The organism is Amycolatopsis sp. cmx-11-32, from assembly GCF_047608695.1.
In the GTDB taxonomy this organism is placed as follows: Bacteria; Actinomycetota; Actinomycetes; order Mycobacteriales; family Pseudonocardiaceae; genus Amycolatopsis.
In genome coordinates, this window is the sequence record NZ_JADNQN010000013.1 from 172,583 (window position 1) to 197,801 (window position 25,219).

General features: G+C 68.7%; 18 protein-coding genes and 2 pseudogenes. 10 read left to right on the top strand and 10 right to left on the bottom strand.

From position 1 onward, the window contains the following. The first annotated feature begins 122 nt into the window (after positions 1 to 122). The 6 genes and pseudogenes from ACM6LR_RS31725 to ACM6LR_RS31750 form a co-directional block, all read left to right on the top strand. Complete coding sequence (locus ACM6LR_RS31725; RefSeq protein WP_414940874.1) at positions 123 to 1,544, top strand: PucR family transcriptional regulator; 1,422 nt, start codon at positions 123 to 125, stop codon at positions 1,542 to 1,544. Between the two features lies 1 nt (position 1,545). After that, positions 1,546 to 2,028, top strand: coding sequence for a MarR family winged helix-turn-helix transcriptional regulator (locus tag ACM6LR_RS31730; protein ID WP_414940875.1), 483 nt, complete (start codon positions 1,546 to 1,548; stop codon positions 2,026 to 2,028). A gap of 36 nt (positions 2,029 to 2,064) precedes the next feature. Further along, positions 2,065 to 2,667: a DsbA family protein gene (locus ACM6LR_RS31735; RefSeq protein WP_414940876.1), complete on the top strand. Its 603-nt coding sequence runs from the start codon at positions 2,065 to 2,067 to the stop codon at positions 2,665 to 2,667. A gap of 24 nt (positions 2,668 to 2,691) precedes the next feature. Next, entirely contained in the window at positions 2,692 to 3,177 is a 486-nt protein-coding gene (locus ACM6LR_RS31740) for a GNAT family N-acetyltransferase (RefSeq protein WP_414940878.1), read from the top strand. Between the two features lie 834 nt (positions 3,178 to 4,011). Beyond that, positions 4,012 to 5,259, top strand: a pseudogene (locus ACM6LR_RS31745) (DUF222 domain-containing protein). A gap of 438 nt (positions 5,260 to 5,697) precedes the next feature. Continuing rightward, positions 5,698 to 5,862: pseudogene (locus ACM6LR_RS31750) on the top strand (ABC transporter ATP-binding protein); the annotation flags it as partial. Here the strand turns inward: ACM6LR_RS31750 and ACM6LR_RS31755 are convergent. After that, entirely contained in the window at positions 5,855 to 7,051 is a 1,197-nt protein-coding gene (locus ACM6LR_RS31755) for a DUF6986 family protein (protein WP_414940879.1), read from the bottom strand. The pseudogene ACM6LR_RS31750 and the gene ACM6LR_RS31755 overlap by 8 nt on opposite strands. 4 nt (positions 7,052 to 7,055) lie before the next feature. Continuing rightward, a complete protein-coding gene (aceB, locus tag ACM6LR_RS31760; RefSeq protein ID WP_414940880.1) occupies positions 7,056 to 8,642 on the bottom strand; it encodes a malate synthase A in 1,587 nt (528 codons plus the stop codon). A gap of 121 nt (positions 8,643 to 8,763) precedes the next feature. Between aceB and ACM6LR_RS31765 the strand changes: the two genes are divergently transcribed. Beyond that, the gene (locus tag ACM6LR_RS31765) at positions 8,764 to 9,540 is read left to right on the top strand and encodes an IclR family transcriptional regulator (protein WP_409490238.1); all 777 of its coding nucleotides are present in this window, start codon (positions 8,764 to 8,766) and stop codon (positions 9,538 to 9,540) included. Here ACM6LR_RS31765 and ACM6LR_RS31770 read toward each other — a convergent pair. Continuing rightward, positions 9,530 to 10,261, bottom strand: coding sequence for a TetR/AcrR family transcriptional regulator (locus ACM6LR_RS31770; RefSeq protein WP_414940881.1), 732 nt, complete (start codon positions 10,259 to 10,261; stop codon positions 9,530 to 9,532). The genes ACM6LR_RS31765 and ACM6LR_RS31770 overlap by 11 nt on opposite strands. 106 nt (positions 10,262 to 10,367) lie before the next feature. Between ACM6LR_RS31770 and ACM6LR_RS31775 the strand changes: the two genes are divergently transcribed. Further along, positions 10,368 to 11,867 carry an MFS transporter gene (locus ACM6LR_RS31775; RefSeq protein ID WP_414945102.1) on the top strand — a complete coding sequence of 500 codons (1,500 nt, stop codon included), beginning with the start codon at positions 10,368 to 10,370 and terminating at the stop codon, positions 11,865 to 11,867. 66 nt (positions 11,868 to 11,933) lie between these two features. Here the strand turns inward: ACM6LR_RS31775 and ftsY are convergent, their stop codons facing one another. After that, positions 11,934 to 13,238: a signal recognition particle-docking protein FtsY gene (gene ftsY, locus ACM6LR_RS31780; RefSeq protein ID WP_414940883.1), complete on the bottom strand. Its 1,305-nt coding sequence runs from the start codon at positions 13,236 to 13,238 to the stop codon at positions 11,934 to 11,936. A 151-nt stretch (positions 13,239 to 13,389) separates the two neighbouring features. Here ftsY and ACM6LR_RS31785 point away from each other — a divergent pair, with 151 nt between their 5' ends. Next, complete coding sequence (locus tag ACM6LR_RS31785; RefSeq protein WP_414940884.1) at positions 13,390 to 14,598, top strand: anhydro-N-acetylmuramic acid kinase; 1,209 nt, start codon at positions 13,390 to 13,392, stop codon at positions 14,596 to 14,598. A gap of 9 nt (positions 14,599 to 14,607) precedes the next feature. Continuing rightward, the gene (locus tag ACM6LR_RS31790) at positions 14,608 to 16,191 is read left to right on the top strand and encodes a sodium:solute symporter (protein ID WP_414940885.1); all 1,584 of its coding nucleotides are present in this window, start codon (positions 14,608 to 14,610) and stop codon (positions 16,189 to 16,191) included. A gap of 70 nt (positions 16,192 to 16,261) precedes the next feature. Here the strand turns inward: ACM6LR_RS31790 and smc are convergent, their stop codons facing one another. The 6 genes from smc to ACM6LR_RS31820 form a co-directional block, all read right to left on the bottom strand. After that, positions 16,262 to 19,861, bottom strand: coding sequence for a chromosome segregation protein SMC (gene smc / locus ACM6LR_RS31795; RefSeq protein ID WP_414940886.1), 3,600 nt, complete (start codon positions 19,859 to 19,861; stop codon positions 16,262 to 16,264). A gap of 101 nt (positions 19,862 to 19,962) precedes the next feature. Continuing rightward, positions 19,963 to 20,250, bottom strand: a complete 288-nt coding sequence (locus tag ACM6LR_RS31800; RefSeq protein WP_101609697.1) for an acylphosphatase — start codon at positions 20,248 to 20,250, stop codon at positions 19,963 to 19,965. A 285-nt stretch (positions 20,251 to 20,535) separates the two neighbouring features. Continuing rightward, a complete protein-coding gene (locus ACM6LR_RS31805) occupies positions 20,536 to 21,075 on the bottom strand; it encodes a hypothetical protein (RefSeq protein WP_414940888.1) in 540 nt (179 codons plus the stop codon). Positions 21,076 to 21,317: 242 nt separating this feature from the next. Further along, the gene (locus ACM6LR_RS31810; RefSeq protein WP_414940889.1) at positions 21,318 to 22,019 is read right to left on the bottom strand and encodes a response regulator; all 702 of its coding nucleotides are present in this window, start codon (positions 22,017 to 22,019) and stop codon (positions 21,318 to 21,320) included. Beyond that, positions 22,016 to 24,601 carry a DUF4118 domain-containing protein gene (locus tag ACM6LR_RS31815; RefSeq protein ID WP_414940890.1) on the bottom strand — a complete coding sequence of 862 codons (2,586 nt, stop codon included), beginning with the start codon at positions 24,599 to 24,601 and terminating at the stop codon, positions 22,016 to 22,018. Before ACM6LR_RS31815 ends, ACM6LR_RS31810 begins: the two co-directional genes overlap by 4 nt. 5 nt (positions 24,602 to 24,606) lie before the next feature. Further along, entirely contained in the window at positions 24,607 to 25,218 is a 612-nt protein-coding gene (locus tag ACM6LR_RS31820; RefSeq protein WP_414940891.1) for a potassium-transporting ATPase subunit C, read from the bottom strand. Between the last annotated feature and the right edge of the window lies 1 nt (position 25,219).

Here is a 25,219-nt window from a genome sequence, read left to right on the forward strand (position 1 = left end):
GTTCGGCGGCGGTCTGTGACGGCCGACTCAGTAGACGCCCTGCGCCCGTATGGCGGCAACGGTGCCGAAGCATGAAATCTCCCCTGCACGCACCGGTCGTTTTGTGCTTTCCTACAAACCTGATGACGACCGTGAGAACTCTGCTCGCGCTGCCAGGGCTGCGCTTGCGTGTGCGCGCCGGAACGGCACTGCTCGACCGCCCGGTGTCCCGGATCTACGTCACCGAGCTGCCCGATCCCGGACGGTACGTGTCGGCGGGCGAGTTCGTCCTGAGTGGGTTGCTGTGGTGGCGCGGGCCGGGTGATTCCGAGGCGTTCGTCGCCGCGCTGGCGAAGGCCGGGGCCGCCGCGCTGGCGGCATCCGGAGCGGATTCCGACGGGATCCCCGAAGACCTCGTCGAAGCCTGTACGAGATACGGGATTCCGTTGCTGGAGGTCCCAGCGGATCTATCGTTCTCGGTGGTCACCGAACGTGTCGTGCTGGCGTTGGCCGCGGCCGCGGAAGGCGCTCGCAAACGTTTGCTTTCAGCCGCCACCGAAGACGCGTCGGTGGAGACCCTGCTGGACCGGGCCCGCGCGGAGATCGGCCTCCCCTGCTGGGTGGTGCCCGCCGGCACGCCGTCCGACCTGGTGGGGCGCTTCGTCGCCGCGGGCGGACGCGTGCTGGAGTCCGGCGACGTCACCGTGCGGCCGATCGGCGGCAGGCACGCGGTGCCGTGGCTGCTCGCGATCGGCGGCGCACTGACCGCGGCACAGGTGGAGATCGCCGAGGAGCTCGCCGGGCTGATCGGGCTCGCGCGCACCAGGGCGGACGAGGTCCGCGCGGTCACCGATCGGGTGCTCGAACCGTTGCTGGCCACGCTCGACGAGGGCGGCGATCCGCACGCGGCGCTGACCGCGACCGGACTGCGCGGCGATCTGCGCGTCGTCGTCGCCCGCACCGAGGGAGCCGAAGCGGCACGCGGGATCCTGACCGAACTACTGCCGCCGGGCGCCCTCGTCGGGCCGGCCGGGGAAACAGCCTGGGCGCTGGCCGAGGACGACGGCGAGTGGCCCGAAGACTGGCCCGCCACCGTGACGGCCGCGTTGACGGGAGTGGAATCGCTGCTGCCGTGCCGCCGGGTGCTGATCGGGATCAGCGACCGTTCCCCGGTTTCGGTGCTGCGGGGCGCGAAAGAGGTCGCGCGCTACGCGCTGGCCGTGGCGGGGATGCGGCCGGGCACGATCGAGATCGTCCCCGGCGGCCAGATCGGTATGCACCGGCTGCTGCTGGCAGGCACACCCGACGACCTGCGGGCGGCGTTGCGGCGACGGGTGCTGGGCCCGCTGCTGAGCTACGACGCCGAGCAGGGCACCGATCTGGTGCACACCCTGCGTGTCTTCCTCGAATGCTCCGGCTCGCCGACGCGGGCGGCACGGGCGTTGCACATCCACGTCAACACGTTGCGGTACCGGATCGGGCGGGCGAGCGAACTGCTCGGCGCCGATCTGACCGAGTTCACCGAACAGCTCGACGTCTATTTGGCCTTGTCGGCAGGGAGCTGAAATGGGCATCACCACGGCGCAAGAAGCCGCCTACGACCCGCGGGTGGTCGCGTTCGGCCGGATGATGGGCGCGGCGAACCGGCTCGAATACCTGCTCGGCCGCGCACTGGAGACCGAATGCGGGATCTCGCACCTGATGTTCGAGGTACTGCTGATCGTCGGCAGGGCCGGTGAAACCGGGATGAGCATGCGTGCGATCGCGCAGGAGCAGGTGCTGACCACCGGCGGCGCGACCCGGCTGGTCGACCGGATGACGACACTCGGCCTGGTCGTCCGCGGTTCCGATCCCGAAGACCGCCGCGTGCAACTCGTACGGCTGACCGGCAAGGGTGAGGAGACGACCGTGCGGGCGGCGCGGACGCACGTCGAGAACATCCAGCGGCTCTTCCTCGACCCGCTGCCCGCGGACCATCGGGAACAGTTCGCGCTGGACCTGCGGACACTGAGTCATTTCGCGCGTGACGCACTCCCCAGGCTCCGCTAGGAATAGCTGACTCGTCAGGCATCGTTGGATATCGTCATGAGGCTCATCTATGTCTTCGACGCGTACTGCGGCTGGTCTTACGGCTTCGCCAGGACCATGGCCGACGTCGCGCACCGGCATCCGGATCTGCCGGTCGAAGTGGTGTCCGGCGGCCTGTTCATCGGCGGGCGCCGGGTACCGATCCGGCAATTCGGCCACGTCCAAGGAGCAAACGCCGAGATCACCCGCCGGACCGGGGCACCGTTCGGCGAAAGCTACGAACGCCTCATCGCGGACGGCGAGTTCGTCATGGACTCCGAGGCAGCCGCGTGCGGGATGGCGGCGTTGCGCGAAGTCGCGCCGGACCGCGCGGTGCGGCTCGCGGCCTTGCTGCAAGAGGCTTTCTATCTCGACGGGCTGAGCCTGTCCGAGGTCTCGACATATCGGATGGTCGCCCAGCGGGCGGGCTTGAACGGAGACGCTGTCGAGGCCGCACTGGACCGGGTGTCCGCGGCGGCCGATTTCCGGCGGGCACGGGATCTGGGCGTCACCGGGTACCCGACGCTGCTGGCCGACGACGGGGAACGGGTGGGGACGCTGGTCGCCGGGAACGCGAGCGCGGACGAGGTGGAGCGGCGGATCGGCGCACTGGTTTCCTGATCACTTCGATACTTGACTCCGGACATGTCGAACGATGTGACGTTGCGGCCCGCCGACGCCCAGGACGCTTCGGCGGTGGCGGAGATCTGGTACCACGGCTGGCAGGACGGCCATCTCGGCAACGTGCCCGACGCGCTTCTGCGGATCCGCACCCGGGAATCGTTCCGGGAGCGGGCATCCGACCGAGTCGGCGACACGTCGGTCGCCCTGGTGGCCGGCGAGGTGGCGGGGTTCGTGATGGTCGTCGGCGATGAGGTCGAGCAGGTGTACGTGTCTTCGGCGCATCGTGGCAGCGGCGTGGCCGGGGTGTTGCTCGCGGAGGCCGAACGGCTTGTCGGCGGTGGCGGGCATTCGCGGGCATGGCTCGCGGTCGTGCCGGGGAACACGCGGGCGCGGCGGTTCTACGAGCGGTGCGGGTGGGTTGACGAGGGCGGGTTCGATAATCGGGTCGATGGGCCGGATGGGCTGATTTCGGTGCCTTGTCGGCGTTATGTGAAGACGACCGCTTGAGGTGTCCTTTTCACCTTGCGAAGATCCCGGCAATGATCGAGTCGCCATCGGCATGTGTCCGTGGCGGTGGCTCCGATTCGCCCGCATGCCATGGCGAAGGGTGAGCGCTTCCGCCTAACCATCGGCGACTCGTGATGGCCGGTGACACACCGAACTTGTTGTGGTGCAGCGTAGAGAAGCGGAGTTCCGCGCTTGATGAGTGCTGCATACACCGATATCCGAGGACGCTGTGCTGTTCCTGTCCGGCCTGCGCCCGCGGAGCGCGTGTGGCGGGGGCCTACAAGCAAGCCGTTCTGGTGCCGCGCTGGTTCCTGGACGACTATCGGGACTAGGGCAACGCGGTGCTCGCGGCACCTGCGCGGGGCGCTGCTGGCGGCCGGTTATTCGTACGTGATCGAGGACGGCGCGTTAATCCACACCGACTGGATCTCCATTCCCGGCCCCACATTCAGTGTCGACTTGTGGTGGTCGGGCAAGCATCGCCATCACGGTGGGAACACTTAGGTGGTGTCCGCCTCGGACGGGGGCCGCTGCGGACATCCGATGTACGGCCTGACCCTGGCGGGCTTGGGCCATGAAGGCGAGCCCGAAACGTCCACGATCCCTTTAGAAAGCCAAAAGACGGGTAACCAACCGTCGAGGAGCGGGCTTACAACGCCATCCACAGTACCGTGCGCTGCCTCGCCGAACGCGCCAACTCACTACAAGATTGCTCGCACAACGCCGCGAAAGGTTATGCGAAAATGTTTATCACCCTTCAGTGGTAAATGCGCCGTTTCGCGGTAACGCAAAATTACGAACACCTGTTCGACAGAATTGCGGTATCATTGAGGGGTGTCCGAGACCTTCCTTCCCGAACTCCCGCAGGAGTTGTGGCGTGCCGGCAAGCTGGAGCTTGCCCACGGCGTGCAGCAGTTCCTGCAGGTGATGAGGATGACATCCGCCGGTCTGGGCCAGTATCTGGCGGAGATCGAATCTCGTGGCGTCAAGGACTTGTACGGGTATGGCACGACGATTGCGTGGTTCGCCGATATCGCCGGGTTGAGTCAAGGTGAGGCGCGGCCGTAGGTGAATCGCGCGATCGACCTGAACCCCACACGCGCTCTCGACGGCACCGAGATCCCGCCGTTCGCACCCGCCACCGGCGCCGCGGCAGCCGAGGGTGCGATCGGGGAAGAACGGATCAAACAAATCCTGGAGATCCTGCGGAAGATCCCGGCCGAAGTGACCGTGGAGGATCGAGAGCATGCCGAGAAGACCCTCGCCGCTCTCGCCCGGGACGCGGGCCCCCGGCAGGTCTCGAAACTCGGGGACAACCTGCTCGCCTGGCTCGACCCCGACGGCAACGAACCCAAGGATCCCGAACCCGCCCAACCCCGCCGCGAACTCACGCTGGAACGCCGCAAGGACGGCTTCTGGACACTGAAAGGCCTCCTTGACGACGAGAGCGGGGCGCGGACCGCGGCCGCGCTGGAGGCTTACGCGAAACCGCGGCCGGTGGATGAGTTCGGTCAGGTGGATTTGCGTTCCAAAGCCGAACGCCAGGGTGACGCGTGGGTCGACCTCGTGGACCTCGCGGTCGCCTGCCCCGATCAGCCCGGCACCAACGGCTACCGCACCCTCCTCCACATCACCATCGGCCTCGAGGAACTCAAAACCGGACTCGGCACCGCCTGCCTCGACTTCGTCGGGACGATGACCGCCCGCGAAGCACGGATGGCCGCCTGCGACTGCCTCATGCTTCCCGTGGTCCTCAACGCCGCTGGCGAACCCCTCGACAGGGGGCGTCTCAGGCGGTTCGTCACCCCAGGCCAACGCCGAGCACTCAACATCCGAGACCGCGGATGCACCTTCCCAGGATGCCACCGCAAACCCAAAAACTGTCACGCCCACCACATTCACCATTGGGTAGACGGCGGACCCACCAACCTCCGCAACCTCACACTGCTCTGCGGTTTCCATCACCGCCTAATCCATCATGGTGACTGGGAAGTCCAGTTAGCCGCCGATGGGCTGCCGGAATTCATCCCGCCCCAATACCTGGATCCACTGCGAAAAACCCGACGCAACACCCTGACCTGACCCGAAGAGCCCGCCAGCCACACGGCGACGGGCCCTTCGGCATGCCCAAAGGTGGACTGTGCGGAAAGAGGACACTCAACCTGAATCCACCGGTGTTGTGCATGTCCGGGTACGCAAATGCCCTCTGGCTTGAACGATTGTTTTGCGACGGAACAGAAAGCACTGAGCGCGAGGGCATCGGCTGGATGTGATCAGCTCATACCCCCGGATCGGGACGCAAAGCGTTGTCGGTCGTGGCCGGGATGGCCGCGGACAGCCTCACCCCGGAAACCCAACTAACGGAATCGCACAGCGTGGTCGAAGTGGCGATTCGGCTCATTGAGGGTTAAGGAGCCACCACCCGCCCGACTCACGCGAGTAGTCACCTTCTCGCGGCACAGCCGCCCCCTCCAGCATACTCAGCCGGAGTTCTCCGGCAAGGCCAGATAGGCGAGCGGCCTCGCCCGCCGCGCGGGCGTGCTGGTGTTCGCCTCGCACGCCGACGAACTCCTGCGGGAGCTGTGCACCACCGCCTTGTGGATGGACGAAGGCCGGATCCGCGCGCACGGCTCGCTGGACGAGGTTCTCGCGTCTTACCACGGCCGGGTGCCGCCGCTCACCTAGCTCTCCGCGCGTATCCGTCCAATTCGGACCGGGAGAACGACAGCTCCTCCACGTCCACAGCTCCGCAATCCAGCCCCCGCGACAGGAAGCTCGCGAGTGCCTGCGCCGTCGCGGGCTCGTCCAGTACACCGCGGCCGGTCTGGTCCGCGTAGTCCCGCAGCCGTCCCAGCGCCGCCGGGTACCCCTCGCGGAAGAACGCGTACGTCGCGGCGAACCGGGTCGGCAATTGGTGCGGGTGCAAATCCCAGCCCTGGTAGAAGCCGCGCTCCAGGGAACGCCGCACCAGTCGCAGATGTTCGTGCCAGGCCGGGAGGATCGCGTCGCCGACGGGCAGCTTGTTCGTCGAGCCGTCCGAAAGCCGGACACCGGTGCCCGCGGCCGAAACCTGCATGAGCTGCTTGGCGAAATCGGCGGCCGGATGTTCCATGCTCTGGTACTCGGCGCTGATCCCGAGACCCGCGCTGTAGTCGTAGGTCCCGTAGTGCAGCCCCGAACAGCGGCCGCGCGCGGCTTCGATGATCCGCGGCACCGCCACCGTCCCATCGACGTCCACAATGGACTGTGCTGTCTCGATCTGGACCTCGAACCGCAGCGTGCCCTCGGACAGGCCGTACGCCGATTCGAGGCGCTCCAGCACATCCGCCGCGACTTCGACCTGCTCGACAGCGGTCACCTTCGGCAGCGTGACGACGAAACCTTCCGGCAGTGGCCCGCTTTCCAGCAGTCCGGCCAAAACGAGATCGAGGGTGCGGATGCCGCGGCGCCGGGTCGCCTGTTCGAAACTCTTGAACCGGATGCCGACGAACGGCGTACCGCCAGTGATGGCGAGGGTCCGTCCCGCGGCGAGCGCGGTGGCGTCCTCCTCGGCGTCACCCGGCCTGCCGTAGCCGTCCTCGAAGTCGATCCGCAGATCCTCGATCGGCTCGGTCAGGAGTTTGGTCCGGACGCGGTCGGCGACGTCCGCGTCGAGACCGAGTTCGTCCGCGTGCTCGCCGAAGACCCGCAGGGCCTGCTTGCCCCAATCAGCGACGAGCCGAGTCTTGTACCGCGAGGCGGGCACGTACACGGTGTGCACGGGCTGGCGGCCGGGCGGCTCGCCGGGATACTTGGCCACGAAGCGCGCGTCGGCCTCGGCGAGGCGCGCGTCAGCGGCGGTGTAGACGTCCTCGGTGAGCCGCCCGTTCCCCATCTGTCTACTTGATCCGTTCGTAGGCGGGCAGCGTCAGGAAGTCCGGGAACTCGTCGGCGAGCGCGACCTGCTCGAACAACTCGACGGCGGGTTCCAGCAGCTCCGGCTTGATCTCGGCGGCGAGTTCGCCCCGCACCTCGGCCAGCACACCACGCACCAGTTCCCCGGTCACCTTGTCACCGGTGTCGAGCTGCGTGCCGTTACGCACCCACTGCCACACCTGCGACCGTGAGATCTCGGCGGTGGCCGCGTCCTCCATCAGGTTGTGGATCGCCGCCGCGCCGTTTCCGCTCAGCCAAGAGGCGAGGTAGCGGATGCCGACGTCGACAGCGGCGCGCAGACCGGCGGCGGTGGCGCCGCCCGGCGTCGAAGCCGCGTCGAGCAGCTGGTCGGCGGTGACGGACACCTCGTCACGGGTCCGGTCGAGCTGGTTCGGCTTGCCGCCGAGGACCTTGTCGAACTCCTCGCGGCAGATCTCGACCATGCCAGGGTGCGCGACCCACGAACCGTCGAAGCCGTCGCCCGCTTCACGGCTCTTGTCCGCGCGGACCTTGTCGAGTGCCGCGGCGGTGACTTCCGGGTCCTTGCGGTTCGGGATGAACGCGGCCATGCCGCCGATCGCGAACGCGCCGCGCCGGTGGCAGGTGCGCACCAGCAGTTCGGTGTAGGCGCGCATGAACGGCGCGGTCATGGTGACCGAGTTGCGGTCCGGCAGCACGAACTTCTCGCCCGCGTCGCGGAAGTACTTGATGACGCTGAACAGGTAGTCCCAGCGGCCGGCGTTCAGGCCGGAAGCGTGTTCGCGCAGTTCGTAGAGGATCTCGTCCATCTCGAACGCGGCCGGGATGGTCTCGATCAGCACGGTCGCGCGGACGGTGCCGTGCTCGATCCCGAGCGTCTTCTCCGCGTGGGTGAAGACGTCGTTCCAGAGCCGGGCTTCGAGGTGGCTCTCCATCTTCGGCAGGTAGAAGTACGGGCCCTTGCCGCGGTTGAGCAGTTCCTGCGCGTTGTGGAAGAAGTGCAGGCCGAAGTCGACCAGCGCGCCGACGGCCTGGCGTCCACCGAAGGACAGGCCCCGCTCGTCGAGGTGCCAGCCACGGGGGCGGACGACGATGGTCGCGTGCTCGACGTCGTCCTTCAGCGCGTAGCTCTTGCCGCCGCTTTCCAGCGTGATGGTCTCGCGGACGGCGTCGTACAGGTTGACCTGGCCGGAGACGACGTTCGCCCAGTGCGGCGTGTTGGCGTCCTCGAGGTCGGCGAGCCACACCTTGGCGCCGGAGTTCAGCGCGTTGATGGTCATCTTGCGGTCGGTCGGACCGGTGATCTCGACGCGGCGGTCGCGCAGCGCGGGCGGAGCCTCGGCCACCTTCCAGTCGCCCTCGCGGATCTCCTTGGTCTCGGGCAGGAAGTCGAGTTTGCCGGTGGTCCTTGCCTCCTCGCGGCGCTCGCCCCTGGCCCGCAGAAGCTCGTCACGGCGGGCGGCGAAGGCCTCGTGCAGGCCGGCGAGGAAGGCGAGCGCCTCTGGCGTGAGGATCTCGCCTCCACGCTCGACGGGCGCACCGAGCACCTTGGCTGAGATCTGGTCAGACATGTGAAACACCCCGCGTCGGAGAAGATCGAAGATCGGCTAAAGATAACGTCCCTACGGTTTTACATGACGGACTATAGTTTCTGCATAGCGGAACATCAACGCCGACGTAAGGAGTGCCACGGTGGCAGCGGAGAAGAACGGACGCGATGGCGGCGTCCAGTCACTTCAGCGGGCCTTCGAGCTCCTCGAGCACCTCGCGGACACGGGAGGCGAGGCCAGTCTTTCGGAGCTGGCGACCCTGTCCGGGCTGCCGATGCCGACCATCCACCGGTTGATCAGGACACTGGTGGACCTGGGTTACGTCCGGCAGAACACCAACCGCCGGTACGCGCTGGGCGCCCGGCTCATCCGGCTGGGCGAGAACGCCAGCATGCAGTTCGGCTCGTGGGCACGGCCGCTGCTCGCGGAACTGGTCGACGAGATCGGCGAGACCGCGAACCTCGCGGTGCTGGAGCGAGACGAGGTCGTCTACGTCGCCCAGGTGCCGTCGAAGCACTCGATGCGGATGTTCACCGAGGTCGGACGGCGCCTCCTGCCGCACGGCACCGGCGTCGGGAAGGCGATGCTCGCGCACCTGCCGTCCGATGACGTCACTGCACTGCTCTCGCGGACCGGCATGCCCTCGTACACCGAGCACACCTTCACCGACCAGGACGCGCTTCTGCGGGAGCTGGCGAAAATCGCCCAGCAGGGTTACGCGCTCGACGAAGCCGAGCAGGAACTGGGTGTCCGCTGCGTGGCCGTCGCGGTCCCTGGCGCGCCAGTGCCGGCGGCGGTCTCGGTGTCCGGACCCTCGGGACGGCTCACGATGGAGGCCGTCGAGCGGATCGCGCCCGCCGTCCAGCGGATCGCGAACGCGCTCGGGTCGACCCTTTCGCGTGACGGAGTCACCGTCTGAGCCTGGTCTCCAAACCGTCGAGCATCCGGTCCAGCCCATAGCCGAACTTCTCGTCGCGGAGCCGCTCCGGGTCGGCCTCGGCGTCGTCCTGGACAAGGCGTTCTCGCTGATAAGGATGCTCCCGTGCCGCCTCTTCGATGGCCGGACGCAGTTGCTCCGCCCACTCGCGCTCGCTTCGGCCGCTCTTCGCGACCGTCGTGAGCCAAGCCGCCTCGGTCGTCCCCATGCCGATGACGTAGGAGATGACCGCGCTGATCGCTTGATCCGACTCGTCGTCAGGGAATCCCGCGGTCACGAAGACGGCCATCAGCCGCTCGTTGAGCCGCATGACGTTCGGCCCGAGGTACGACAGGCCGACCGAGCCGAGCAGTGAGGCGACCCAGGGGTGCCGCAGGATCATCGCGCGCACGCTCCGCGCCCCGACGATGGCCGCTTCACGCCACCGTGCCGGATCGTCGCTGTCCGGCACGGTGATCTCGCCATAGACCTCGTCGACGACAAGCTCGATCAGTTCGTCACGGTTGGCCACGTGCCGGTAGAGCGAGGTCGCGCCCGCGTTCAGCGCGGTGCCCAGTCTGCGCATGCTCAGCGCGTCGACGCCTTCCACGTCCAAGAGCCGGACGGCCTCGGCGACGATTTGCGCCTGGCTCAACGCCGGCTGGTCGCGCTTCCGGCGGGGACGGGTCCACACCGACTGGATGGGCTGCTCTTCGACCGACATGCCCCCACCTTAGCGCACGACGTGCCCCCTTGCGCACGATCTAAACTCCTGCGTACAGTGTGCGCATCAGCAGAACAATGTATGCAACTACTTCAGGGGGTATCCGATGAACGAGTCGGCAGGCCGAGACCCACGCCGCTGGTGGATTCTGATCGTGCTGTGCTTGAGCACGCTCGTGCTGGTCGTGGACAACATGGTCCTGACGGTCGCCGTGCCGCCGCTGGCCGAAGACCTCGGGGCGAGCGCCCAGGACACGCAGTGGATCCTGGACTCCTACATCCTGGTGTTCGCGGGCCTGCTGCTCACGTCGGGAAGCCTCGGCGACCGGTTCGGCCGCCGGAAGGTGATGATCATCGGCCTCCTCCTGTTCGGGGCGGCCTCACTCGTCGCCACGTTCGCCGCGAACCCGCTCGAACTGATCCTGTCCCGCGCGGTGATGGGCGTCGGCGGCGCGCTGATCATGCCGAGCACCCTGTCCATCCTGATCACCGTGTTCGACGACGCCGAGCGCCGCAAGGCGATGGCGGCCTGGAGCGCGGTCGCGATGCTCGGCCTGATCGGCGGCCCGGTGCTGGGCGGCGTGCTGATCGCGTGGTTCTGGTGGGGCGCGGTGTTCCTGATCAACGTGCCGATCGTCGTCATCGCCGTGGTCGCCGCGCTCACCCTGATGCCGGAATCGAAGGGCCCGTGGCAGAAGCCCGACCCGCTCGGCGCGATCCTGTCCGCGACCGGCATGGTCGCACTGGTCTGGACGATCATCGAACTGCCCAAGCACGGCATCACCGAGGCCGGGACCCTCGTCCCGCTGGTGGTCGCGGTGATGAGCCTGGTCGGCTTCGTGTTCTGGGAGCGGCACACGCCGTCACCGATGGTCCCGCTGAAGCTGTTCCGCAAGCGCAACTTCAGTGGTGGCAGCCTGTCACTCACACTGGTGCAGGTCGGCAACGGCGGCCTGCTGCTGCTCCTGACCCAGTACCTGCAGTACATCCTCGGCTACACGCCGACCCAGGCCGGCCTGGCGTTCATCCCGATGGCCATCGCTTCGCTGCTCTGCAACACCCTCGGCGCCACGCTGGGCCAGAAGGTCGGCAACCGCGTGCTGGCCACCGTCGGGATGACCGTGATGGCGGCCGGATTCGGGCTGCTCGCGACGCTGTCGACGAACGAAGGCTTCCTCCTGCCGGCGATCGCGCTGTTCCTGCTCGGCGCCGGTGGCGGACTGGCGATGCCGGCGGCGATCGCGGCGCTGATGGGCGAGGTCCCCGAGGAGCAGGCCGGTGTCGGCTCCGCGCTCAACGACACCATCCAGCAGCTGGGCGCCGCGCTCGGCATCGCGATCCTGGGCAGCATCGTGTCCAGCCTGTTCACCGCGCACATGCCCGACTCCGCCCCGGCGCAGGCGCGGCTCTCGATCGGCGACGCCTTCGCCACCGGTGACAGCGGCCTGATCACCGCGGCCCGCGAGTCGTTCACCTCGGCGATGTCGACGACGTTCCTCGTGAGCGCGGTGGGCGTGCTGGCCGCGGCGGTGGTCGCCTTCCTGGTGATGCGGGACAAGAAGACCGCTCCGGTCGAGACCGACGAGAACGTCCCTGTCACGGCCTGAGCCAGTGAGAGGAAGTCCCGTTCATCGCGAATTTTGCGATGAACGGGACTTTCCTCTCACCTGGGTCTAGTTGCTGAGCAAGGCTTCCACGAACGCGCCGGGCTCGAACGGCGCCAGGTCGTCCGGCCCCTCGCCGAGGCCGACCAGCTTGACCGGCACCCCGAGTTCGCGCTGCACCTGGAAGACGATGCCGCCCTTCGCGGTGCCGTCGAGCTTCGTCAGGACGATGCCGGTGACGTCGATGACCTCCGAGAACACGCGGGCCTGCATCAGCCCGTTCTGCCCGGTGGTGGCGTCGAGGACCAGCAGTACCTCGTCGACCTTCGCCTGCTTCTCGACGACTCGCTTGACTTTGCCCAGCTCGTCCATCAGGCCGGTCTTGGTGTGCAGACGGCCGGCGGTGTCGATCAGCACCGCGTCCACGCCCGCCTCGGCGCCGCGCTTCACCGCGTCGAAGGCGACCGCCGCCGGGTCCGCGCCTTCCTTGCCGCGAACGACCTCCGCGCCGACCCGCGCGCCCCAGGTCTGCAGCTGGTCCGCCGCGGCGGCGCGGAAGGTGTCGGCCGCGCCGAGCACGACGGTGCTCCCCTGCGCGACGAGGACCCTGGCGAGTTTGCCGGTGGTGGTCGTCTTGCCGGTGCCGTTGACCCCGGCGATCAGGACGACGGCGGGTTGCTTCACGCCGTCGACGATGTGCGGCAGCGCGCGAACGGCGCGGACGGCATCGGTCGACAGGGCGGCCGTCAGCACCTCCTGCAACACCGTGCGCGCCTCTTCGGACGTCCGCACGGCGCGGCGCTTCAACTCGTCACGAAGGCGCTCGACGATCTCCGTGGTCGTCGCGGCGCCCAGGTCCGCCATCAGCAGGGTGTCTTCGACGTCCTGCCAGGAATCCTCATCCAGATCGCCGGCGCCCAGCAGGCCCAGCAGGCTCTGACCGAACACCGAGCGGGACTTGCCCAGCCTGCCGCGCAGCCGCTCGAGGCGCCCCGTCGCCGGGGCGATCTCCTCAGCGGGGGCGGGTACTTCTTCTTCGACCGGTTCGGGCAGGTCGACGTCGCGCACCGTGCGCTGCGAGGAATCCCTCGGCACCGACGCGTCGTCCCCGACCGCGGGCTGGCCGTCGGTCTCGGGGCGGTCCTCGACCGGGTGCTCGGCTTCTTCGGTCTTCTCACCGCCCGGAGCGAGCGCGATCCCGCCGGTCGCGGTGTAGCCGCCACCCTTCGGCTTCTCGCGCTCGACGGCCTCGGCAGCCTTGGACTCGTCCAGGCTGATCCGGCGGCGGCGCGCGATGAACAGTCCGGCCACCAGAACGGCGACCAGGACCACAACGGCAACGACAGCGATCCAGAACCAGGGGGTGTTCGACACGGCGTCATCCTCGCATCCGCACGGCACCCGGCTCAGACGCCCCACGGGAAGCAAGCCGATCTTGTCAGGCACCCACTCGATAGGACTCATTTCGGACAAGAACAAACAGTGTTGCTTGCGTGGCCTCCTGATCGAGGGTTAGACCACCCGAATGACGGTTTTCTCCGGCACTGGGGTCCGGGTGATCGGACTCATCTCCGGCACGTCGATCGACGGGATCGACGTGGCGGCCGCCGACCTGCGCGCCCACGGGGACACCGTGGTGCTCTCCCCGCTCGGCCGGCTCGAAGTCCCTTATCCCGAAGCGCTCCGTGAGGCTTTGCTCGACGCCCTCCCGCCGAACCCCTGCAGTGCCGGACAGCTCACGAAACTCGACACCCTGGTGGGCCAGGCCTTCGGCGAGGCGGCCGCGCGCGGCATCGAGGAACTGGCCGGTGGCGAGGCCGACGTCGTCGCCTCACTCGGCCAGACGGTGTTCCACTGGGTCGAGGACGGCGCCGCGCGCGGCACACTGCAACTGGGGAATCCGGCGTGGATCGCCGAGCGCACCGGACTGCCGGTGGTGGCCGACCTGCGTGCGCGCGACGTCGCCGCCGGCGGGCACGGCGCGCCGCTGGCCAGCACGCTGGACGCGTTGTGGCTGCGGGACATGACGGCGTTCGGCCCGGTCGCGGCGCTGAACATCGGCGGCATCGCGAACATCACCGTGGTCCCCGCGGACGGTGACGTCCTCGCCTACGACACCGGGCCCGGCAACGCCCTGATGGACGTCGCCGCGCACCGCGCCACCGGCAAGCGTGCCGACATCGACGGAGCGCTCGCCATGCGCGGGAGGATCCGGCCCGATCTGCTGGCGAAGCTCCTGCTCGACCCGTACTACGCGGCCACGCCGCCGAAGTCGACCGGCAAGGAACTGTTCCACGGCTCCTACCTCGACACCGCGCTCGACGGGCTCCCGCCGGTCGGCGCCGAAGACCTACTGGCGACGCTGACCGAACTGACCGCGGTCACAATCGCCGCGGCATGCCGTCGCCACTCCGTCGCGACGCTGATCGTCTCCGGCGGCGGCGCCGACAACCCGGCGCTGATGGCGTCGCTCGCCAGGAACCTGCCGGGAACGGCGCTGAAGACCAGCGACGACCACGGCCTGCCACGCGCGGGCAAAGAGGCATACCTGACCATTCTTCTCGGCTGGCTGACCTTCTCCGGCGTCCCGGGGAACCTCCCGTCGGCGACCGGGGCCCGCGGCGACCGGCTGCTGGGCAGCATCACCCCGGGCGCGGGTCCCCTGCGGCTACCCGCCCCTCTTACCTCAACCGTGACCCGGCTACGGGTAGCGGCGACGACCGGCGAGCGATAGGAGATACGGATGCGCGCACTTGACCTCGCGATCATCGGGCTTTTTCTGGTCGGCATGCCCCTGCTGGGCATCTGGATCGGCGGCAAACAGAAATCCGGCTCCGACTACTTCGTCGGCGAAGGCAAGATCTCCTGGTGGGTGGCCTGCCTTTCGGTGGTCTCCGCGGAGACGTCCACCCTCACCGTGCTCTCCGTGCCGACGGTGGCCTACATCGCCGCCCCTGGCGACGGCGGGATGACCTACCTGGCCTTGGCGATCGGCTACATCGCCGGCCGGACCGTGGTGTCGATGGTGCTGCTGCCGCGCTACGTCGCGGGCAACCTGGTCACCGCGTACGCCTTCCTGGGCAAACGATTCGGCGGCGGGCTGCAGGGCACCGCGTCGGTGACCTTCCTGCTCACCCGCACGCTGGCCGACGGCATCCGGCTGTTCGCCACCGCGATCCCGATCAAGGTGGTGATGGCCGCCTACGGCCTGAGCGTCTCGTACTGGACCATCGTGGTCGGGCTCGGCATCGCGATGGTGCTCTACAGCTTCTTCGGCGGGGTTCGCGCGGTCGTCTGGGTCGACGCGATCCAGATGCTCTGGTACATCCTCGGCGCGGTCGTGGTGATCTGGGCGCTCTCCGGCAAGCTGCCGGACGGCTGGTTCGGCAAGGCCGTCGACGCCGACAAGTTCCAGATCTTCGACTTCTCCTCGAACATGCTCACCGGCCAGTACGCGTTCTTCACCGCGGTGATCGGCGGCGCGGTGCTCTCGATGGCCTCGCACGGCTCGGACCAGCTGATCGTGCAGCGCCTGCAGGCCACCAACGACCTGCGGGCCGCGCGGAAGGCGTTGATCGCCAGCGGTTTCGTGGTGTTCATCCAGTTCGCGCTGTTCCTGTTCATCGGCGTACTGCTGTGGGCGCTGTACAACGGCCTGAGCCCGACCAAGCCGAAGCCGGAAGGCCTCGGACTGGCCAACAAGGACGAGCTGTTCGCGAACTTCATCGTGAACGACCTGCCCAGCGGCCTTTCCGGGTTCGTGATCGCCGGAATCCTGGCCGCCGCACTGAGTTCGTCGCTCGGCGCGCTGGCGTCGTCCACGGTGACCGACGTCTACGAACGGGTGATCGGCAGGCAGTTGCCGGAAGCCGACCGGCTGAAGCACGGCCGGATCTGGACGATCATCTGGGCGGGCGCGCTGATCCTGTGCGCCGGTTTCTTCGCCTCCGCCAACAAGACGTCGGCCGACCCGATCGTGGTGCAGGCGCTCGGCATCACCGGTTACACCTACGGCGCGCTGCTCGGCGCGTTCCTGCTGGGCCTGCTGTTCAAGCGGGCCAGGCAGGCGGACGCGATCGTGGCCTTCGTCTCGACGGTGGTCGTGATGGCGTTCATCATCCTCGGCGTCAAGTTCAACAAACCGGACGGCAGCCTGATCGGGATCGACTTCAGCAAGGCATCGGGGAACACGGTGGCGCTGGCGTGGCCCTGGTACACGCTGTGCGGCGTGGTGATCACGCTCCTGGTGGGCGGATTGCTCTCGCTGCGGCACGGGAGCGTGGATCCGCTGGCGGAGCCGGACGTGAAGGAGTCGACGCCCGTTTAACCCCTTTCGAACGCTAGGAACGGTCCGTTCCTTGCAAATTTTGCTAGGAACGGACCGTTCCTAGCACGCGCTAAGCGGGAACAGGGTCCTCTTCGGCGGTCCGCAGCCGCTGCGAGATGACCTTCGTGATGCCGTCGCCCTGCATCGAAACGCCGTACAGGGCGTCGGCGATCTCCATGGTCGGCTTCTGGTGGGTGATGATGATCAGCTGCGACGAGTCCCGCAGCTGCTCCAGCAGCCCGATCAGCCGTCGCATGTTGGTGTCGTCGAGCGCGGCCTCGACCTCGTCCATCACGTAGAAGGGCGAAGGCCGGGCGCGGAAGATCGCCACCAGCATGCCGACGGCGACGAGTGACTTCTCACCACCGGAAAGCAGCGAGAGTCGCTTGACCTTCTTGCCCGGCGGGCGCGCTTCGACGTCGACACCAGTGGAGAGCAGGTCGTTGGGCTGGGTGAGCACCATGCGCCCCTCACCGCCCGGGAACAGCACGCTGAACACGGTCTCGAACTCGCGAGCGACGTCCTCGTACGCCGACTCGAAGACCTCGAGGATCTTTTCGTCGACCTGCTTGATGACGGCTTCGAGGTCCTTGCGGGTGTCCTTGAGGTCTTCGAGCTGGGTCGAGAGGAACTTGTACCGCTCCTCCAGCGCCGCGAACTCCTCCAGCGCCAGCGGGTTGACCTTGCCCAGCAGGCTCAGGTCCTTCTCCGCGCGCTTCGCCCGGCGGGCCTGGGTGTCGCGGTCGAACGGCATGGGCGGCGGCTGGGTGACGTCTTCGCCGCGTTCCTTGGCCGCCTCGTACTCGGCCATCTCCCCCGCGCTCGGCGGCACGGGGATGTCCGGGCCGTACTCGGAGACCAGGTCTTCGAGGCCGATACCGAAGTCCTCGGCGATCTTGGTTTCGAGCTGCTCCAGCCGCAGCCGCTGCTCGGCACGCAGCACCTCGTCGCGGTGAACGGCGTCGGTGAGCTTCTCCAGTTCGCCGGTCAGCTCGCGGACCTTGCTGCGGACCTGGGTCAGCGCGGTCTCCCGCGACTGCCGCCGCGCCTGCGCCTCGTCCCGCTCGTGGGCGGCGCGCTGCACGGAAACCTCGATGCGCTCCAGCGCGATCTCGCCGCCGTTGACCACCGCGTTGGCGATCTCGGCGCCGCGTTTCCGCGCGGCCCTCGCTTTTTCGGCGCGTTCGCGGGCCTGGCGCTCGGCGTACGCGGCACGGCGGAGCGATTCGGCCTTGCCCTGGATGCTCCGCGCTCGCTCCTCGGCGGTGCGCAGCGCGAGCCGGGACTCCATCTCTTCCTGGCGGACGGTGCCGAGGTCTTCGGCGGCCTGGTCGCGTTCGACGGTGTCCGGGTCCTCGTCGATCTCCTGATCGGCGACCGCGGACAGCCGCTCTTCGAGTTCGGCGAGCTGCCGCAGCGCCTGTTCACGGCTCTGCTCGACCTTGGCGCGCTGGTTGCTCAGCCGCTCCATCTCCGCCTGCGCGGCGCGCGCGGCCTGCTGCATGCGGTTCAGCCGCTCGGACGAGCGGGCCTTGCGGACTTTCGCGTCCCCGAGGGCGTCCTTGGCCCTGCCGACCTCTTCGCGCCGTGCCTGCTGTCCGGCGCGGGCGCCTTCGAGTTCCGCGGCGGCGCGTTCCAGCGCGCGCTCGGCGGCGTTCAGCCGATCGCCCGCCTCGTCGACGGCGGCCCGCACCTCGATGACGCTCTCACTGCGGGCCGAACCACCGACAGCCCAGCGGGCACCGAAGACGTCGCCCTCTGGCGTGACCGTGCTGACCTCGGGATATAGCTCGACGAGACGGCGCGCGGACTCCAGACCGTCCACAATGGCCACCCGGTCGAGTGCGTGCTCGACGGCGGACCGGAGCGCGGACGGCGCCGAGACCACTTCGCGTGCCCAGCGCGCACCCTGCGGCAGCGTCGGCCAGGCACTGGTGTCCACTGTGGACTCCAGGCCGCCGAGCAGGATGCCCGCGCGACCGGAGTCGTTGTCCTTCAGGAATTTCAGTGCGGCGAGCGCGTCGGCGCCGCCGTTGACCGCGACCGCGTCGGCGACCGGGCCGAGTGCCGCGGCCAGCGCCACCTCGTGCCCTGCCTCGACGGTGAGCAGCGCGGCCACCGAACCGAGCAGACCCGGCAGCTCGTGCTGCGCGCCGAGCAGCGCACCGGCGCCGTCCTTGCGGCGCAAGCCCATCGACAGCGCCTCGACGCGTGCCTTCTCCGACGCGATCTCGCGTTCGACGGTCCGCTCGACCTTGACCAGTTCCTCGACCCGCGCCTTGGCGGCGTTGTTGGCCTCCACCGCGCGGTCGTGATGGGCTTGCAGGTCGAAGTCGTCGGATTCCTCGACGCCGCCCTCGGCCTTGGCTTCTTCGAGTTCCTCGACGGCGATCTCCGCACGCTCGGCGGCCTCTTCGAGCGACACGGTGAGCCTGTCGATCTCGTCGGAGGTGGCGCCGTTCTTGCTGCGCAGCGCCTCGACCTGCCCGGCGAGCTTCGCGAGGCCTTCCCGCCGGTCGGCGATCGCGCGGACGGCGGCCATATGCGCGCGCTCGGCGGCCTGCACGAGGTGTTCGAGCTGCTCGCGCCGCTGGACGGTCTCCGAAAGCACCATCCGTGCCTCGGCGACGGCCTCGTTGAGCTCCTGTTCCCGCTCGGCGACCTGCTCGGCCTCGGCTTCCAGTTCGTCGGGATCACGGCCGTTGCCGGCGTGCTGCACGTCGGACGACAGGTGCCGCTGACGCTCCAGCGCGAGGCGCACGGTGCCGCGCAACCGCTCCGTCAACGCGGAAAGCTTGTACCAAGTCTCCTGGGCCGCGGCCAGCCGCGGCGCGTCCTCGGCGAGCGAAGCCTCGAGTTCGGCTTCCTCGGCGGCGACGATCTCCAGTGCCTGCTCGACCTCGGTACGGCGCTGACGGGCGACACGCTCGTCAGCCTCTTCCTTGGCGATGCCGGAGCGCTGGGTGACGAGGTCGTCGGCGAACAACCGCAGCCGGGCGTCACGCAGTTCGGACTGCACCCACTGCGCCTTGCGGGCGATCTCGGCCTGCTTGCCCAGCGGTTTGAGCTGGCGGCGCAGCTCGGTGGTGAGGTCGCCGAGGCGATCGAGGTTGCCCTGCATGTTCGCGAGCTTGCGCAGGGTCTGTTCCTTGCGCTTGCGGTGCTTGAGGACCCCGGCGGCCTCTTCGATGAAGGCGCGGCGCTCTTCAGGCTTCGATTCGAGGATCGCCGAAAGCTGGCCCTGCCCGACGATGACGTGCATCTCGCGGCCGATACCGGAGTCCGACAGCAGTTCCTGCACGTCCATCAGGCGGCAGCGGTCGCCGTTGATCTCGTACTCGCTCGCGCCGTCGCGGAACATGCGGCGGGTGATCGAGACCTCGGAGTACTCGATGGGCAGCGCGCCGTCGGCGTTGTCGATGGTGAGGGTGACCTCGGCGCGCCCGAGCGGGGCGCGGCCGGCGGTCCCGGCGAAGATGACGTCCTCCATCTTGCCGCCGCGCAGGTCCTTCGCGCCCTGGGTGCCCATGACCCAGCGGAGCGCGTCGAGGACGTTCGATTTGCCGGAGCCGTTCGGCCCGACCACACAGGTGATGCCCGGCTCGAAACGCAACGTCGTCGCCGAGGCGAAGGACTTGAAGCCCTTGAGCGTCAGGCTCTTCAGGTGCACGTCGTGCTGACCCCTCTAGGCTGCGGGAACCGGTCGTTCAATCGGCCCAGGCTACCCGTGTGGCGGGTGCGGGCGTGGGAGGCGGGGGCAACGGAACCGGCTCAGCGTTCCACGAAGCCGCGGATCCCGCCTTTCGCTGGCGACCAGCGCTCAACGACGCGATCCACACTACCGGGTGATTCTCCCGACCGAAGAGCCGTCAAAAGCCGCTCACAGTGTTCACGAACACCCTCCGCTACCACCTCGACACGTCCGTCGGCCAGGTTGCCCGCGCTGCCGACGAGGCCCAGCTCAAGCGCCCGGCTACGGGTCCACCAGCGGAAACCGACCCCCTGGACGCGGCCGTGCACCCACGCGGTCAGCCTGATGTGCGTTTCTTCCTCACTCACGACCACTATCGTGCACCATGCGGACGAACGCGGAGCGTGAACACTACGTTCGCTGTCGTTCGCAGACGGTGAGGCAGCGGTGATAATCTCCGCGCCGGGTCCCCACTTGGCTACCTCGCCCGGTAGCCGGAGACGACACGGTGTTGTCCGGCCGTCGTCGCCTCAACTCCCCGAAGTCCCCCATCCGAGGAGCCAGCACATGCCCCGTCCCGACGGGTCTGATCCGAGCGCACGCGTGTCCGTGGCACCCCCGCGCGGCGCCACCGGCAAGCTCAGCCGCGCCGGCTACGCCGTAGTCGGCGTCAGCGGCCTCGTGGTGGCGACGGCCTTCGCCGCGATCGCCGAACTGGCGGGTCCCGGCGTTTCGACCACCGCGGGCGGCACCGGCTTCCCCGGCGGGCAGGGCACCTCCCCCGCCGGCGTCCAGCTGGTCCCCGGCAACGCGGTCCCGGGCGGCCCGATAACCGTCAGCGGCTCGCCGATCCCCGGCGCGCCCGCCAGCTCCACGGCGCCGCCGACCACGGTGACGTCGGTCGGCCCAGACGGCAAGGAGACGACGAGCGTCGTCACGCCACCGCCGCCGAACCCCGGCCCTGGTCCTGGTCCTGGCCCAGGCCCCGGCGAGCCGCCACGCACGATCCTGCCGCCGACGCCTCCCACCAAGACGACTCCGCCGACGAAGACGACCACGACGCCGCCAACGACTCCACCGTCCGAGACGCCGACCACTCCCGTCAGCTCGACCCCGGGTGGCGGCTCCAGCAGCAGCGGCGCTCCCGAGTCCTCGCCGGGCCGGTCCAGTATTTCCGGTACCGACACGACCACGAGCGGCCCTCTGTAAGCCCCACAACGTGAAATGAACGGGACTTTCATCGCAAAATTTGCGATGAAAGTCCCGTTCATTTCAGCTTCGGCTTCCTGTCCCAGGTTGCGACGCCGGAGTTCTTGGGGTAAGGCATCGTCAGCCTCGCACAGCGACCAATAGCCGCCTGACCTACAAGACCGGGACCCTGGCGCCTAGCGCGAAGAAGGGGCCTTCATGTACTTAGCCGCAAGACAACACAGCCTCACATTTCGAAGCGGTACCCCATCCCCGGTTCCGTCAGCAGGTGCCGCGGCCGCGAGGGTTCCGGTTCCAGCTTCCGCCGCAACTGCGCCAGATACACCCGCAGGTAGTGCGACTCGGTCTCGTAGTTCGGGCCCCACACCTCGTGCAGCAGCTGCTTCTGCGCCACCAGCCGTCCCCGGTTGCGCACCAGCAGTTCCAGCACGCCCCATTCGGTTTTGGTGAGGTGCACTTCCTTGCCGTCCCGGCGCACCTTCTTGGCCGCCAGGTCGATGCAGAACGATCCCGTGTCCACCACCGCGTCCACACCGTCCACACTGGACGCCGCCGAACGCCGCACGGCGGCACGAAGCCGCGCCAGCAGTTCGTCCATGCCGAAGGGCTTGGTGACGTAGTCGTCGGCGCCGGCGTCGAGCGCCTGCACCTTGTCGGCCGAGTCGCCGCGCGCGGACAGCACGATGATCGGCACCGTCGTCCAGCCGCGGAGCCCGGCGATCACCTCGGTGCCGTCGAGGTCGGGAAGGCCGAGGTCGAGTACGACGACGTCGGGTTTGGTCTCGGCGACGGCCTTCAGCGCGGCCGTCCCGTCGTGCGCGGTGATCACCTTGTAGCCGCGGGCGGAAAGGTTGATCCGCAGGGCTCGCACGATCTGCGGTTCGTCGTCGACGACCAATACGGTCGCCGACGCGGTTTCGGCGCTCATCGCACTCGCTCCTCCTCTTCGTTTTCAAGGCCCTCGTCGTCGAAAGCGAGGAGGTTCTTTTCCGGATCCTGACCAACATAGGCGGGCAGCGAGATGACGACGGTGAGCCCGCCGCCGGGCGTGTCCTCCGCCCGGATCCGCCCGCCCATCGCCTCGGTGAACCCCTTGGCGACAGAGAGCCCCAGTCCCACGCCGGGCACGCTGTCCCGGTCTCCCCCGAGCCGCTGGAACGGCGCGAAAGCCGAGTCCGCGGTGCCTTTTTTGAGGCCTCGCCCGTGGTCGACGATGCGGAGTTCGACGTGCTCCGAATGCGTGCTGGCGCGGGCCGAGACCGGCTCGCCGGACACGCCGTGCCGCAGCGCGTTGTCGATCACGTTCGCCACGACCCGTTCCAGCAGGCCGGGATCCGCGCACACCGACGGCAGCCTGGCGTCGATCGCGACCACGACCGACGCCGAATTGTCCACATTGGACAGGGCATGCGAGACGACCTCGTCGTAGCCGACCGGGCGCAGGTGCGGGCGGACCGCTCCGGTCGCCAGGCGGGACGAGTCGAGCAGGTTGTCGATCAGCCCGGCGAGCCGGTCCGCCGATTCCTCGATCGCCTCCAGCAGCTCGTCCGTGTCCTCTTCGGACAGTGAGATGTCGGTCGCGCGCAGGCTGCCGATGGCCGCCTTGATGGAGGTCAGCGGCGTGCGGAGATCGTGTCCGACGGCCGACAACAACGCCGTGCGCAGTTCGGTCGCCTCGGCCTTGCGTTCGGCGCGGATGGCCGCCTTCGCCATCCTCTGCTGCCGCAGCGCGAGCAGCGCTTGGCCGGCCACGGCTTCCAGCACTCCACGGTCGGACGCGGGCAGCGCGCGGCCGCGCAGCGTCAGATGGACGTCGGCGGTGACCGCGATGTCGGAGTCGGCCTGATCCGGATCGGCACAGGGATCCGAGCCCGCGTTCGCCACGCGTTTCCACTTCCCGTCCCGCTTTTCCAGCAGGGACACCGAAGTCATCCCGAAGTTCTCGCGGACCTTCTCCAGCAGCCGCTCGATCGGGTTGGTGTGCGTGAGCACGGTCCGTGCGTAGGAGGCGAGCAGCGCCGCTTCGGTGCGCGCCCGCGCGGCCTGGGTCGCGCGCCGGGCGGCCGTGTCGACGACCGCCGCGACGAGAATCGCCACCAGCACCATCGCGACCAGCGTGATCACGTTGCGCGGCTCGTGGACGGTCAGGTTGTACAGCGGCGGGGTGAAGAAGAAGTTCAGCAGCCCGGCCGAGATCACCGCCGCGAGCAGCGCGGGCCCGAGCCCGCCCACGAGCGCGACCAGCACCGTCGCGAGGACGTAGTCGACCACGTCGGTGGAAAAGTCCAACTGATCCCGCAGCAGGACGCCGAGCAGCGTCGCCAGTGCCGGCAACACCAGCGAGAGCGCCCAGCCACTCAGCCGCCGCGACGGCGTGAGCGGGCTTCGGCTGAACCGGGCGCGCAACCGTCCGCCCGCTTGGGCGTGCGTGACCATGTGGACGTCGATCGGGCCGGACCGCTGGACCACGGCCGCGCCGATGCCCTCGTCGAACAGCCGAGCGACCCGCGAACGCCGCGAGGTCCCGACGACCAGCTGGGTCGCGTTCACCCCGCGTGCGAAGTCGAGCAGCGCGGTCGGCACGTCGTCACCGACGACGGTGTGGAAGGTCGCGCCGACCTCTTCGGTCAGCTTCCGGTACTTCCCGACCGCCGTCGGCCCCATCCCGGCCAGCCCGTCCCCGCGCAGGATGTGCAGCACCTGCAGTTCGGCACCCGCGCGGTTCGCGATCCGGCTCGCGCGGCGGATCAGCGTCTCGCTCTCCGGGCCACCGGTGATGGACACGACCACCCGTTCGCGGGCTTCCCACGTGTCGGTGATCTCCTGCTCGGCGCGATACCGCTGGAGTGCGACGTCCACCTGGTCCGCGACCCACAGCAGCGCGAGCTCCCGCAGCGCGGTGAGATTGCCGGGCCGGAAGTAGTTGCCCAGCGCCGCGTCGATCCGCTCGGCCGGGTAGACGTTGCCGTGCGCGAGGCGCCGCCGCAGCGCCTCGGGCGTGATGTCGACCAGCTCCAGCTGCTCGGCCCGCCGCACGACCTCGTCGGGCACCGTCTCCTGCTGGACGACGCCGGTGATGCGCTCGACGACGTCGTTGAGGCTCTGCAGATGCTGCACGTTGACCGTGGAGAGGACGTCGATCCCGGCGGCGAGCAGTTCGTCGATGTCCTGCCAGCGCTTCTCGTTGCGCGAACCCGGCACGTTGGTGTGTGCGAGTTCGTCCACGACGGCGACCTCGGGCGCGCGGGCGAGCAGCGCGTCGAGGTCCATCTCCTCGAATTCGCGGTCCCGGTGCTCGGACCGGCGGCGCGGGACGGTCTCCAGTCCCTCGACAAGCTCCGCGGTCTTCTTGCGGCCGTGTGTCTCGACCAGGCCGATGACCACGTCGGTGCCCCGGTCGAGGCGACGGCGCGCCTCGCCGAGCATCGCGAAGGTCTTCCCGACGCCAGGGGCCGCGCCGAGGTAGATCCTCAGCTCACCCCGGCGCGGCTTGGTCGTGTTCTCGTCCACGAGTGTCAGTGTGCTCCTCCGGCCGCGTCACGCACGGCCAAGTTGACCTTCAGCACATCGACGCCCGGCACACCGATCCCGGCGCCGCCCGTGTTTTCCGCCACGAGCTGCCGGACCTTCTTCTCGGGGAGGCCGGTGTTCCTCGCCACTCGCGTGACCTGCAGGTCGGCGTAGGCGACGCTGATCGCCGGATCCATCCCCGATCCCGACGCCGTCACAGCGTCGGCGGGCACCCGCGACTCCTGGACGCCTTCGCGGGCGGCGATCAGCTTCTTGCGCTCGCCGATCGCGGCGACCAGGTCCTCGTTGTACGGGCCCTTGTTCGATGGGCCGGACGACGACGGGTCACCGGGGCCGAGCACGTCCTTCGAACCCGCGGACGGGCGGTTGTGGAACCAGGGGTCCTTGGCCGGGTCGGCCGCGACCGGGTCGACGCCGATCAGTGAGGAGCCGACGGCCTGCCCCTCTCGGGTGAGGATCGAACCTTCGGCGTTGCCTTCCAGCCCGGGGATCCGCGCCACGGCCCACACCCCCAAGGGGTAGACGACTCCCAGCAGGACCGTGAAGACGAGCAGGACACGCAGCCCGGCGAGGGTCTGCTTCAACAGTGCGTTCATG

Bases quoted from the DNA above. Each gene is read 5' to 3' on its own strand.
- ACM6LR_RS31810 (WP_414940889.1), bottom strand. From the start codon at position 22,019: ATGAGCGCCGAAACCGCGTCGGCGACCGTATTGGTCGTCGACGACGAA.
- ACM6LR_RS31785 (WP_414940884.1), top strand. From the start codon at position 13,390: ATGACGGTTTTCTCCGGCACTGGGGTCCGGGTGATCGGACTCATCTCC.
- ACM6LR_RS31740 (WP_414940878.1), top strand. From the start codon at position 2,692: ATGTCGAACGATGTGACGTTGCGGCCCGCCGACGCCCAGGACGCTTCG.
- ACM6LR_RS31820 (WP_414940891.1), bottom strand. From the start codon at position 25,218: ATGAACGCACTGTTGAAGCAGACCCTCGCCGGGCTGCGTGTCCTGCTC.
- ACM6LR_RS31775 (WP_414945102.1), top strand. From the start codon at position 10,368: ATGAACGAGTCGGCAGGCCGAGACCCACGCCGCTGGTGGATTCTGATC.
- aceB (WP_414940880.1), bottom strand. From the start codon at position 8,642: ATGTCTGACCAGATCTCAGCCAAGGTGCTCGGTGCGCCCGTCGAGCGT.
- ACM6LR_RS31735 (WP_414940876.1), top strand. From the start codon at position 2,065: ATGAGGCTCATCTATGTCTTCGACGCGTACTGCGGCTGGTCTTACGGC.
- ACM6LR_RS31755 (WP_414940879.1), bottom strand. From the start codon at position 7,051: ATGGGGAACGGGCGGCTCACCGAGGACGTCTACACCGCCGCTGACGCG.
- ACM6LR_RS31790 (WP_414940885.1), top strand. From the start codon at position 14,608: ATGCGCGCACTTGACCTCGCGATCATCGGGCTTTTTCTGGTCGGCATG.
- ACM6LR_RS31730 (WP_414940875.1), top strand. From the start codon at position 1,546: ATGGGCATCACCACGGCGCAAGAAGCCGCCTACGACCCGCGGGTGGTC.
- ACM6LR_RS31770 (WP_414940881.1), bottom strand. From the start codon at position 10,261: ATGTCGGTCGAAGAGCAGCCCATCCAGTCGGTGTGGACCCGTCCCCGC.
- ACM6LR_RS31725 (WP_414940874.1), top strand. From the start codon at position 123: ATGACGACCGTGAGAACTCTGCTCGCGCTGCCAGGGCTGCGCTTGCGT.